This is a genomic window from Streptomyces sp. NPDC002838, assembly GCF_040295365.1.
Taxonomy (GTDB): domain Bacteria; phylum Actinomycetota; class Actinomycetes; order Streptomycetales; family Streptomycetaceae; genus Streptomyces.
This window is the reverse complement of sequence record NZ_JBEOVF010000026.1, coordinates 123,714-136,528: the sequence shown is the minus strand read 5'-3', so window position 1 is coordinate 136,528 and position 12,815 is coordinate 123,714. Positions and strand designations below refer to the sequence as shown.

Annotated in this window: 7 protein-coding genes and 1 pseudogene; 1 reads left to right on the top strand and 7 read right to left on the bottom strand. The window is 67.3% G+C overall.

From position 1 onward, the window contains the following. Positions 1–411 (top strand): annotated as a pseudogene (locus ABT063_RS52345) (IS1380 family transposase); the annotation flags it as partial. A gap of 179 nt (positions 412–590) precedes the next feature. Here ABT063_RS52345 and ABT063_RS29690 read toward each other — a convergent pair. The 7 genes from ABT063_RS29690 to ABT063_RS29660 form a co-directional block, all read right to left on the bottom strand. Beyond that, positions 591–3,527, bottom strand: coding sequence for a discoidin domain-containing protein (locus ABT063_RS29690; protein WP_351062448.1), 2,937 nt, complete (start codon positions 3,525–3,527; stop codon positions 591–593). Positions 3,528–3,619: 92 nt separating this feature from the next. Continuing rightward, entirely contained in the window at positions 3,620–5,092 is a 1,473-nt protein-coding gene (locus ABT063_RS29685) for a glycoside hydrolase family 32 protein (RefSeq protein ID WP_351062446.1), read from the bottom strand. 100 nt (positions 5,093–5,192) lie between these two features. Further along, the gene (locus ABT063_RS29680) at positions 5,193–7,490 is read right to left on the bottom strand and encodes a glycoside hydrolase family 3 N-terminal domain-containing protein (protein ID WP_502990910.1); all 2,298 of its coding nucleotides are present in this window, start codon (positions 7,488–7,490) and stop codon (positions 5,193–5,195) included. Positions 7,491–7,657: 167 nt separating this feature from the next. Then, positions 7,658–8,545, bottom strand: coding sequence for a carbohydrate ABC transporter permease (locus ABT063_RS29675; protein WP_351062444.1), 888 nt, complete (start codon positions 8,543–8,545; stop codon positions 7,658–7,660). Between the two features lie 6 nt (positions 8,546–8,551). Next, positions 8,552–9,538, bottom strand: a complete 987-nt coding sequence (locus ABT063_RS29670; RefSeq protein ID WP_445276496.1) for a carbohydrate ABC transporter permease — start codon at positions 9,536–9,538, stop codon at positions 8,552–8,554. A gap of 48 nt (positions 9,539–9,586) precedes the next feature. Continuing rightward, complete coding sequence (locus ABT063_RS29665; protein WP_351062441.1) at positions 9,587–10,885, bottom strand: extracellular solute-binding protein; 1,299 nt, start codon at positions 10,883–10,885, stop codon at positions 9,587–9,589. 409 nt (positions 10,886–11,294) lie between these two features. Next, positions 11,295–12,302 carry a LacI family DNA-binding transcriptional regulator gene (locus ABT063_RS29660; protein WP_351062439.1) on the bottom strand — a complete coding sequence of 336 codons (1,008 nt, stop codon included), beginning with the start codon at positions 12,300–12,302 and terminating at the stop codon, positions 11,295–11,297. Positions 12,303–12,815: the final 513 nt, after the last annotated feature.

Sequence of the window (12,815 nt, the reverse complement as noted above, 5' to 3'; positions counted from 1 at the left end):
GCCTGGCGGTGGCCTTCCCGGTCGCGCCCGGTGGGGACTGCCGGCCCTTTTTAGCCGGCCGCGGGCCCAGCCGGCCGTGTTGGGGTCGGGTGACCTCCGACCCGAACACGGCCAGCTGACTAGCAAGCTGGCGTCGGCGCGGGCAGCGGGTGCTGGCCGCGCTGCGCACCGCCCGCGCTGAAGTCGCGAACTTCTCTGGCGGTTGGCCGGTGAAGCGGCGCCAGATGCGCGCGGGCAGGTGATCGTGGGCCTGGATGGCGTCCTCGTCCTGGCGCACTCCGAAAACAGGATGCCACCGCGACCTGGAAGAGAACCTTTGGGCACCACCCGATGATGGGGTTCGTCGACCACGGACGCGGTGGGTCCGGCGAACCCCTCGGGGGCCCGTTGAGGTCTGGCACGCGGACGTCGATCGCGTCGCCGATGCCCGTACTCGGTGCGCTGCGGGCCTGAAGTCGCCACGGACACCCGGAAAGTGCCTCGTCCACGGGCACAAGGACGTCAGCACTCCCTGTTCCCGCCGACAAGAGGCACTTCCTCTACGCCCGGGGGCAAGGCCAACGCGGCCGCCCCACATGAAAGCCCCAAGGTCAGTTGTAGACGTTGAATTCTGCGACTGACCACCAGCTACGGGCAACATTGCCGGTATTGACGACCTTGATGTAGCGAGCTGTCTGCGTCGGGAAGGAAATCAGGTGGACTCGTTGGCCGTCCGCTACGGACGTGACCTTGGTCCAGTCGGTTCCATCCGTGGATACGTATACGTCTGCGCTTCGCGCATAGTCGCTGACACTGCCGCCGACATCCAGCACGATCTTGTCGAAGGTCTGTGTCTGCCCCATGTCCACTTGGATCCAGAGGCCGTCGTACTGCCCTGTTCCGGAGCTGTACCGAGTGTCGGAATTACCGTCCAGCATGTTTCCGGGCGCATCCCACTGACTTGCGTCCGAAGCCTTTGCGATCCAACCCGTCCGCGGCAGCGCAGGACCAAGATCTATGACGTCGAACGATGATCCACCTGCGTCTGCTCCGCTGGCCCCCTTCACGGAAACCGTGACCTTCCCCGCTGGAAGCCCCTTCGGAACGTAGGCGCTGATGCTCGCGTCCGACCAGGTGTCTATTTCGGCATAGCTCGATCCGAAATACACCGTACCCAGCCCCTGTGCATCGCCGAAACCAGAACCGCGAATCGTGAACTTGGAGCGCGGCATTCCCCGTTCCGGCTTCAATTCGCTGAACGTCGGCGGTGGGTAGCTCGACAGCTTCTTGGTGGTGAACATCGCCGAGGTGCCGCTTGGCAGCGTATAGGTGTACGAGCCGTCGGTGGACATCTTGAAACTCTTGCTGTCGGTGGTCCCGTTGAATACTACGGTGACCTGCTCCCCTTCCTTGCTGGTCCAGCTCTTCAGCTGAAGGCCGTTCGGTATCGCTGCCGGAGTTGTGATCGAGCCGGTTCCACGTGCAGACCCGTACACCTCGATGTCGCCGATGGCCCACCAGAAACCGGATGGCGCAGTACTGACGATGCGAATGTACTGTGCTGTACGGGTCGGCAGCGTGACGGCTATCTTGCCGATGCCCCCGCTGCCGCTCGCGATCGCGCTGCCCCAATCGACTCCGTCGTTCGAAACGTATATCTGGTACTTGGTGACGTAGTCGAACGAATTGTTCACGCCGGTGTCGAGAACGATTTTGTTGAAGCTCGTGGGGTTCCCCAGGTCGATCTGGAACCAGTCGCCGCTCGTCGTCCCGTGCCCGAGACTCCACCTGGTGTTGATGTCGCCGTCGATCGCGTTCGCGGCCACGCCCCAGTCCGGCTGCGCGGAAGCCGTGGCGGTCCATTTGCTACGACTCAGCGCCCTTCCTGTCGTCTGGACGGAAGCTCCAATCGGCAGGGAGTATGTGACCAGCTTGTTTCCGGTACGGATGGAGTTCTGGTAGGGCAGCAGTGCCGGGTCGTACGTGACGGTGACCGGGCCGGATGCCGACTTGAACGTGAAGTCGTGTGTCGGGTCCGAGACCTTGGTCGCTGCGGGGGTACGGCCGCTCTGCGCAGGCCCGGAGTACGTGAAGGTGACGGCGTCGCCGGCGTTCAGGGTGTAGTCGAACGAGTGTGTCCCGTCCGCGACGCTGAAGGTTTTCGCGGCGCTGCCCGAGTTGTGGGCGATCAGGACCTTCGATCCGTCCGGGTTCTGGAACGCGACGTTCTCTATGCTGCCTTCGCCGAAGGTGTTCGAGTAGATCCGGCGTGCTCCGGGCTTGACGAACCTGCTGGCATGAGCGAGGGCGTGGTAGTCCACGTTGTAGGTCACCCGTCCGTCGGCCGGGTCGATCGTGAGCAAGCCCCGAAGCATGGGTATGCCGGCCGTGTCGCTGTTGAGCGGGCCCCGATCGGGGTCGAGTGCGATGTTCCACAGCATCACCCCGTTTGCCCAGTTGCGCGTTCCGTTGATGATCCACGTTCCCAGTGCTTCGCTGAACGCCGTCTGGTCGCTGTCCTGCCAAACGCCTCCGGTGGCTTCCGTGATGAAGGTTTCCTTGCTCGGGTAGTCGTTGTGGACCACTGTCTGGTAGTTCGGGTTGCCGCTGTAGATGTGCCATCCGGTTCCCGCGGTGTACTTGGAGGCTGCGGGATCGCTGAAGATCGTCTCCGGATACGAGGGCACGTCCCAGTTGTGGTCCCAAGCCAGGATCTTCGTGGAGATTCCGTTGGCTTCGAACGCCTTGCCGATCTCCTGGATCAACTCGGCTTCCTGGTACGCGGACAGGAACATTCCGGGCCAGGTGGGAGTACCCATGGGTTCGTTCTGCGGGGAAATGTAGGAGATGGGCACGCCGGCTTCGCCATAGGCGTGGATGAACTTGACGAAGTAGTTGGCCAGCGCGGAGGTGTACTCGCTCTTGAGGGTGCCTCCGATCATGGAGTCGGAGGTCTTCATCCAGCCTGGTGGGCTCCACGGGTTGGCCATGATCTTGATGGACGGGTTGAGTGAGAGGGCCTGCCGCAAGGCCGGAATGATGTACGGCACGTCATGCTGGACGGAGAAGTTGGACAGCGTGGGGTCCGTTTGTCCCGCGGGCATGTCGTTGTAGGAGTAGTTCCCGGACGCGTTGAAATCCGTGGCGCCCATCGGAGAGCGGAGCAGGCTGAGGCCGATTCCCTTCGAGGGATCGAACAGCTTCTTCATCAGCTTGGTCCGCTCGGCGGTGGACAGCTTGTCGATGAGCCAGGCGGAGGAGTCGGTCATGGCCGCGCCGAAGCCTTCGACCTTCTGGTACTTGACGCTGTCGTCGATCTTGATCGTCAGCGGGTTGGCCGCTCTCTTCGCCTTGAACAGCACATCGTCCTGGCCGGCGACCCACTTGTCGGCCGATACGTCCGTCAGCCACACACGGACGGAATTGTCACGTGAAGCTTGCTTCAGCTGCGGGGCGGCGATGGCGTTCCCGGAAACCTGGGTCCAGGCGGCAGCGACACCAACGGCGGTGGCCAGGAACTGGCGTCGTCCGAGACCGTATGACCTCATGGAAGATCCTCCTTCGGACCTGCTTGTTCAGTACTTGGGAGAGCGGGTGGGACACATCGCCGAGGTGGGGGATCGACCGGCTGGAGTCGGTTCTACGGCGACGCCGGAGCCGGCTCTGCGGCGCCGGTGCTCGGCTCCTTGATCACGAGCGGATGCAGTTCCCATGCGTCGACCGCGAAGCCGAGGCGCGTACCCGGGGCGGTGCGGGCCTGAAGTCGCCACGGGCGCTGCCCTGTGGGGTAGAAGCGCAGGGTGAGGACCTGGCCGGTGGTGATCAGGAAGATTTCGGCGATGGAGTGGTCGACGACGACGCGCAGGTCGACGGGCCGGTCTGGCGGGCAGGGCATCCGGTGGGAACCGCCGCGGGCCCGGCTGTCCAGTGAGGCGTGGTCACGGTCGACGACGAGTTCGCCCGCGTCTACGTCGAGACGGATGTCGAGGTACTCGGAGCCGTCCGGGATGGTGAGCAGCCGCAGGCCAGCGTTTCCGGTCGGCTCCAGACGGGCCGTCAGGTCGAAGGCGCGGCCCACGGTGCCGAGGTCCACCGGCTGCGAGCCGTGCGTTGCGCCTGTGGCGGTGATGGTGTGTCGGCCGCGCAGGGCGAGCAGTTCGGTGGCGGGCTGCTGGCGCAGTGTGCCGTCGTCGTGGACGTGGATCTCGCGGGGCAGGGTGAGGACCCCGGCCCATCCGTCCGCGACGGCCCAGGCTTCGTCGCGGGCTTCCCACGACCAGCCCCACAGCAGCCACCGGTCGCCCGGTGCGCGCAGCAGGGCGGGGGCGTAGCAGTCGGGGCCGTGGTCGACGGGCACCGCTGAGCCCGCCTTGAAGTGGCCGTCATGCTCTTCGCCGATCAGGGCCGCGACGCTCTGCGGACCGGTGGGTTCGGTCCAGGTGCTGACGAGGAGGGCGCCGCGTCCGTCGGCTGCCGGGAGGTATTGCGGGCATTCCCAGCCCTCCCCGGTGAGCAGGTCGGTGCCACCGATGGGCTCCGGATGGCGGGTGGCGAAGGGCCCCCGGTAGGCCCAGTTCTCCAGGTTGGGTGAGTCGTAGAGGAGGGCGGCGGCGCGGCCGTCCGCGAGGGCGGCGCCGACCAGCATCCGCCAGCCGTCGCCGTCCTGCCAGACGTACGGGTCGCGGTACATGGTGCAGCACTCGGGCAGCTCGGGGATGACCAATTCACCACTCGGGCTGAACGTCCGGCCGCTGTCTCGGGAGACGGCGCGGGTGACCGGCTGGTGCTGGAACGAGCGGTCCTCGCGGTGCGCGGAGTAGAAGGCGACCAGCCGTTCGCCGTCGGAGACGGCGTTACCGGAGAAGCAGCCGTCGGCGTCCAGGCCACCGGGGGCCGGGGACAGGGCGATCGGCAGCGGCTCCCAGGTCAGCAGGTCGGGGCTGCGGAAGTGGCCCCAGTGCATGGTGGCGTGGTTCGCTCCGTGCGGGTTGTACTGGTAGCACACGTGGTAGTGGCCGTCGTGGAAGACCAGCCCGTTGGGGTCGTTGATCCAGTTGCGGGGCGGGCGCAGGTGCGCGACGGGGAAGTGTGGATCGCGGGGTGGGGTGGACACACGCGTGCCTTTCGGTATGACAGGGGACCGCCCCGCCGGCCCTCTGGTTGGCGGGGCGGCGGGCCGACGGGGCGGTGGTCTTCAAGCCTGTGTGCGGCCTTCAGGTCCGGATGCGGAATTCCACGCTCAGCTGCTGCTCCCGCCGTGAGCTGGGGCCGACGCGGAGTGCGAACTCGCCTGGTTCGACCACTCGGCGGTTGTCAGCTGTGACGAGAGAGCACTGGGAGGCAGGGATGCTGATGCGGACGTCCAGGCTTTCGCCGGGAGGTATTTCAACCTGGGTGAAACCCTTCAGCTCCTGCTCGGCCCAGGTGACGCTGGTGGTCAGGTCGCTGACGTACGCCTGGACCGTTTCCACGGCCCTGCGGCTGCCGCTGTTGGTGAGCCGCACCGTGGCGTCGACGGTGCCGTCGGCGGGGACCTCCGGGTCGTGCACGACCAGGTCGGTGTAGGTGACGGTGGTGTAGGTGAGGCCCTCGCCGAACGCGAACAGGGGGTCCTGGGTGAGATCCGCGTAGCGGCTCCCGTGCTGGCCTCGCACCTGGTTGTAGAAGACCGGTTGCTGTCCGACGTGGCGTGCGAAGGAGACCGGGAGCCGGCCGCTGGGTTCGATGAGTCCGAGGAGGAGTTCGGCGAGGGCGCGGCCACCGCGCATGCCCGGGTTGAACGCCTCGATGAGTGCTGCCGAGTTGAGGGCCGAGTCCGGGAGGGTGCTCGGCTTGGACTGGGCGAGTACGACGATCACGGGTGTGCCGGTGGCGGCGACCGCGTCCAGCAGTGCGATCTGGCCTCCTTGGAGGTCGAGCGTGGCCGTGGAGCGCACCTCGCCGGTGAGGGCGATGGTGTCCCCCACGACCACGACGGCGTAGTCGGCGGCCTCTGCGGCGGCGGTGGCCTCCTGAAGCTGTGACTGGTCGACCGGGGCAGGGGTGAAGACGTCCGGCTGTGGCTGGCCGTCGGGCCCGAGGGACCACTCGGAGTTGGAGGCGGGGCTTTCGATGTCGGCTCCGCGGGCGTACGTGATGGTCCAGTCGGCCGGCGCGACGGCGCGCAGGCCGTCGAGCACCGTCTCCACCGACTCGCGTGGATGTCCGTCGGGCATCCACGGGACCTGGCCGGTGGCGCCCGCCCAGTCGCCGAGCATGGCTTGCGGGCTGTCGGCGTTGGGGCCGATGACCGCGATCGTCCGCTGCTTGCCTCGGCTCGCGGCGCGGCCGGTTCCGTCCGAGGTCAGCCCGCCTTCGAGGGGCAGGACCCCGTCGTTGCGCAGCAACACCAGGGAGCGACGGGCGGTCTCCAGGTTGAGGTCGGCGTGTGCGCTGCAGCCGATCACCTGCGCCTGCCGCTCGGGGGCGGGGGCGCGGGGGTCCTCGAAGAGCCCGAGCTCGAACTTCAGCCGCAGAACCCGCCGTACCGCGTCATCGATCTGCTTCTCTTCAATCAGGCCGCGGGCGACCGCCTTCTGGGCGCCCTCGAAGAACTGCGGCGTGGCCATGATGAGGTCGTTCCCGGAGTTGACGGCGACCGCCGCCGCCTCGGCGTAGTCGGCGCAGGTCCGCTGGTCGTAGACCATCCGGCCGACGTTGTCCCAGTCGGTCACCAGCGTCCCGGTGAAGCCCCACTCGCCCTTGAGCACGTCGTTGATCAGCCACTGATGCGCCGTGATGGGCACCCCGTCGATGGACTGGTAGCCGAGCATGAAGCCGCGGCATCCGGCCCGTACCGCCTGCTCGAAGGGGGGCAGGAACCACGAGCGCAGCTTGCGGGGGCTGAGATCGGCTTCGCTGGCGTCGCGCCCGCCCAGGGTTTCGGAGTAGCCCGCGAAGTGCTTGGCGTACGCCAGCACGGCTGTCGGGTCGCTGAGGCCGTCGCCCTGGTAGCCGCGCACCATGGCCGCCCCGAGTTCACCGATCAGGAACGGGTCCTCGCCGAACGTCTCGTTGATCCGGCCCCAGCGCAGGTCCCGGGTGATGCACAGCACCGGGGAGAACGTCCCGTGGATTCCGGTCGCCGCGATTTCGGTCGCGGCCGCTCTGGCGACTCGGTGGAGCAGGGAGGGGTCCCAGGTGCAGGCCATGGCCAGCTGGGTCGGGAAGATGGTCGCCCCCGGCCAGAACGAGTGGCCGTGGATGCCGTCGTCGGCTGTCAGCAGCGGTATGCCGAGCCGTGTCCGCCGGGCCAGTTCCATGGCCTGCGGCATGAGGTCGGGAGACACATGCAGGACTGCCCCGGCCAGCTTGGCCGACACGATGTCCGCCAGGTCCCCGTGTTGTGCGTCGAGCATCAGCAGCTGCCCGACCTTCTCCGGCAGGGTCATCCGGGACAGCAAGTCGTCGGTTCTCGCTTCCACGGACGCTTCCGGATCCAGGTACGCGGCAGAGTGGACCGGCTGTCCCACGGTGTTCTCCAAGAGATGAGTCGTCACAGATCAGAGAGTTGATGGGCGACGGTGAGTGCTTCGTCGCGCGAACCTTGCCGCCCGGCGCGGCGGGGCTCGCGTGCCGTCCGTCCGCCGCTCTGGGCGGGACCGGTACGGCATGGGGCGGCGGGGCGGGAGCCGGGGTGTCACTTCAGGCCGGTAGTGGCGATGCCCGCCACGAACTGTCGCTGGAAGAGCAGGAAGACGATCATCACCGGCAGCAGGACGACCATGGCGCCGGCGAGGAGGATGCCGAAGCGGGTGAAGGACTGTCCGCTGCTGGCCAGGGCGAGGCCAACGGGGAGGGTGTACTGGCTCTCGTTCTGGGCCACGACCAAGGGCCACAGGAAGTTGTTCCAGGAGCCGAGGAAGGTGATGATCCCGAGGGTGGCGAGGGCGGGCTTGGTCAGCGGCAGGATGATCTTCGCGAAGATGGCCAGTTCGCGGCAGCCGTCGACGCGGGCGGCGTCGATCAGTTCGTCCGGCAGGGTGGAGATGAACTGCCGCATCAGGAACACCCCGAAGGGCGTGGCCAGGAACGGCAGGATCAGCCCGAGCAGGGAGCCGGTCAGCTGCATGTTGGCCACCAGCACGTACAGGGGGACGAAGGTGACCAGGCCGGGGATCATGAGCGTCCCCATGACCAGCAGGAAGACGGCGCGCTGTCCGCGGAACTCCAGCTTGGCCAGGGCGTATCCGAGCATCGAGCAGAAGATCAGGTTGCCCGCGGTCACAGCGAGGGCCACGATCACGGAGTTGGCGAACATGCTCGTGAAGTCGAGCGTGCTGAACAGCTCGCCGTAGTTGGCGGTCGTGGGCACCGTGGGTATCAGGACGGGCGGGACCCTGCGGATGTCGGCCTCGGGCTTGAACGACCCGGACAGCATCCACAGGAACGGCGCGATCATCAGCAGCAGGGCGCCGGCGAGCGGTATGTACAGCCAGGGCTGACCCCAGTTCTGGCGGATGCGGCGGCGCCTCAGGGAGCGGTCCGTGCCCGGTTGTGGCGTTCGGAGAGTGGAGAGGGTGCTCATGAGGCATCAGTCCTTGTCTCGCAGCACGCGGAACTGCAGCACGGTCAGCGCGACGATGAGGACGAAGATGACGTAGCCGGCGGCCGACGCCATCTCGTAGTTGCCGTTGCCGAACTGTTTGTAGGCGTACAACGTCGCCGACAGGGTGGAGTCCAGCGGTCCGCCATCGGTCATCACGAACGGCTCGTCGAAGAACTGCAGATAGCCGATGCCGGTGGTCACGGCGGTCAGCAGCAGGGCCGGCCGCAGGAGCGGGAAGGTGACCCGCCAGAACCGCTGCCAGGGCCCGGCGCCGTCGAGTTCGGCCGCCTCCATCAGGGACTGGGGTACGGACTGCAGACCCGCCAGCATGATGATCATGACCGTGCCGAGGTTGCGCCACACCGCCATCACGATCATGACGGGCAGGGCGAAGCGGGTGTCCGCAAGCCAGGCCGGACCGTCGATCCCGAACCAGCCCAGGACGAGGTTCGCCAGTCCCGCGCGAGGCTCCAGGAGCGTCTTCCACACCACGGCGACGGCCACGATGCTGGTGATCACCGGCAGGTAGAAGCCGACCCGGAAGACGGCCCGGAAGCGGCGGATGCCCCGGTCGAGGGCAACCGCCGCCGCGAGCCCGGCGGCCAGGGTCAGGGGCAGGGCCACCAGGACGAACACGGCCGTGTTGCGCAGGGCCGTGAAAAACTGCGGGTCCTCAAAGAGGCGTACGTAGTTGTCGAAGCCGACGAACGACACGTTCAGCGGTGTGCGCAGGTCCGCGCTCTTGGTGTCGGTCAGGCCCATCAGCAGCGACCACACCACCGGCAGCAGCATGAAGGCCAAGAACAGCGCGAGGAACGGGGCGGCGAGGACCCAGGCGGCCCGGGCCTGCCTGCCGCGCGCCGTGCTCCGGAGCCCGGAGTGCCGGCGATCGGCACTCCGTTCCGACCCTGCGGTGCCCTGCTCGTGGGTGTCGCCCCGCTCGGGGAGCGTTTTCGTGGACATGGATGTCATCCGTCCGTACGAGGGTTGTCCGTACGAGGGGTACTCACGCGGCGGCGCTCAGCGGCCGGTGCCGATGCTGGTGGCCTTGGACTGCAGCGTCTTCTGCACCTCGGCGACGGTGGCCTTGCCGAGGGTCAGCTTCTCCAGTTCGGAGTCGATGGTGTCGGCGATCTGCTGCCACGTCGTGATGGCGGGCGGCGCCTTGCTGACCTCGAGCTGCTCGGCGAACGCCTTCAAGTTCTCGTCCTCGGTCAGCTTCCCCTCCGTCCACGCCTGGGGCGAAGGAGGCAGGCTGCCGGTGGCCTTGGAATAGGTCGCCAGATTGGCGGGCTCGGTCAGGAACTGGGCGAACTTCCATGCCGCGTCGGGGTTCTTGGCCTCCTTGAACACCGCCAGGTCGCTGCCGCCGGCGAATCCGGCGGGCTGCTTGATGTACGGCATCGGCATGGTCTTCCACTTGCCGTCCAGCTCTGGGGCGTCCTTGTGGAGGCTGCCGCCGGCCCACGCACCCTCCTGGTAAACGGCGATCAGCCCGTCGCGGAAGCCCTGCACGTTGTCCGACCTGTCCGTCGGCGCCAAGCCCTGCTTCGGGACGCTCGCGTAGTCCTCCAGCGCCTTGGCGACCTCGGGCGAGTCGAAGGTGAACTTCCCGGTCTTGGCGTCGTAGATGTCACCGCCCTGCTGCCAGACCATCGGCACCCAGAAAATCCAGGAGTTGAAGCCCATCACCAGCCCGCTGGCATGGCGCAGCTTGGGGTTCTCCTTGCCGGCGGTGGCCTGGATGGCCTTGAGATCCTTCAGGTATCCGGCCCGGTCGCCGGCCAGGGCGCCCTTGATACCGGCCTTCTTGGTGATGTCGGTCCGGTAGAAGACCGCTTGGGTGTCGGCGATGAACGGGACGCCGTAGGAGATGCCCTTGTACTTGGTGGTGTCCCACTGGCCGGGGTAGAAGTCCGACGACTTGATCGACGCCGGGGTGGCCTGGAAGCCGTTCAAGGCGGCCATCTCGGCCATCCAGGTGCTGCCCACCATGGACATGTCCGGTGTGTTGCCGCCGGCTATCGCGGTGGTCAGCTTGTCGTGTGCGCCATCCCACGGGACCGCGGTGATCTTGACGTCTGCGTCCGGATTCTCCTGCTCGAACTTCTTGGCCAGTTCCTTCAGGTCTTCGTCGGGGTCGCCCATGGACCACATGACCACCGTCCCCTTGGCCTTGCCCGCGCCGATCTCGGCGGGCGCATCGTTGCCGGGGCCGGAGTCCTCGCTCCGGCCGCAGCCGGTGGCCACGAGGGCTGCCGTGAGGGTGACGCACAGGGTCTGGACGGTTCTGACAGCGTGACGGGTAGTGATACGCATGATGCGGCTCCTTGCCGTTGAGCGAGACAGGCGCGGGGGGCGGCGAAGGGTAGGAAGGGGCGGGCGCCCGGATGGGCCGGCCCACGAGTGGGCAGCGTCTGTGGTGACAGCGGCGGCGGTCCCTCGCGGGTCGCGGTGGGAGCGTCCGACGCGGAGTGGGTAGCGGCCGGGCGGGATGTGCCAGGCGCCCCTTCGGTGTCCCGGATCGGGAACGCGCGGGCGGAAAGTGCAGGTGGGCGGTGCCGCGTGAACGCAGGCGCAGCCGCCGGATGTTGTGAGGAAGGCGAGGCCGAAGAGGTTCGCCCAGGTTTCAAGGAGAGAGGTTTCAAGGAGACGGGGGCGGTGCGTCACCGGCAACGCACCGCCCGGCCGCGAGGCGCCATCACTTACGCATCGCGATGACGTCGCGTCAGTTCGAGCTCGGCTCTAACGTCGAGCCACGGATCACGAGGCTGGTGGGAACGATGCGCGAGGGAGCGGCCTCCGGCGATCTGCGCACGTGGTCGAGCAGCAGACGAGCCGCCGCCTCACCCATTTCCCGCATCGGCTGGCGGATGGTGGTCAGCGCCGGATAGGTGTACGACGCCATCTCGACGTCGTCGAACCCCACCACGGCGACATCCCGCGGAATCTTGAGGCCGGCCTCGTGCAGGGCCGCGATCACGCCGGCTGCCAAGGGGTCGTTGTGCCCGAAGACCGCGTCGAACTCCACGCCGTCCGCGAGAGCTTGCGCCACCGCGCTCCGGCCGTCGTCGAACAGGAAGTCGCCGCAGATGATTCTGCGCGGGTCGAGTTCGATCCCGGCCTGCGCATACGCGTCGACGAAGCCGCCCAGCCGTTCCTGCGTGCACCCGTACTCATCAGGACCGGTCACCACCAGAGGGCGACGGCGACCGAGGTCCAGCAGGTGGCGCGCCGCCTGCTCACCGCCCTCCCGGTTGGTGGTGGCCACGTAGGGGAATCCCGGCCGCTGGAAGCGGTCGTCTATCAGCACCACCGGCAGTCCGGCCTCGTGCAGTTCCGTGATGGATCCCAGGGCCCCCTCGGGCTCTATCACCAGCAGCCCGTCGAACGACTTGGCAGCGACCTGCAGGCCCAGCCTGCGCAGTGACTCCTCACCGCGGTTCCAGGTCAGCATCCGCAGCCCGAAGCCCTCGGCCTCCAGCGTTTCGACGACCGCCTGCACTATGCCGGCCCAGGCCCAGGCCAAGTCAGGGACCAGCATCCCGATCATCTGGGTCGTGCCGCGTGCCAGCCCCACTGCCCCCGCGCTCGGCACATAGCCGAGCTCCGAGATCGCCTTGCGGACCTTCGAGACGGTGTCCTCGCTGATCTCGCCCTTGCCGTTCAGCACCCGCGAGACCGTCGTCTTGCTGACCCCGGCCCGCGAGGCCACGTCGGCGATAGTGACTCCCATGTCACCTCCCCTCCCTTCCTGCAGAGGCGGAAGACGTCCTCCCGCACCGAAGGGCCGATCGTACAGAGACCCGTGCAACCGGTACCGACATCGGTCCCGGAACCGGTTTCGGGACCGGTCCCGGAAGTGAAGCACCGCGAGGCCCTACCGGTCAACACCCCGGAAACAACTCGTTGACGCGGCCGATCTCGGTCTCGCACGACGCCGCGGAAGCCTGCCGGTTGCCACCCAAGTCACCACTCTGACCTGCGCGTTTGCCGACCTCCACCCGTCATGGCCGAACTCGTTGGTGCGGTTCGCGACCTCCGACGATGCCCGACGGACCGTAGGCCCGTACCGGAGCAATCACGCCCGCACCGTTGACGCACTGGCCGGATTGCGCTTCATAATCGGGCACTCGCTGTCATCGATGACACAAGTCGTCGTCGACACCCCAGTCGGCTGCGTGGACGCCGACGCCGCTGGGGTGTCACTTTTCGGTCCGTCCGCGCCGGGGCCGCAGTCAGCGCTGCG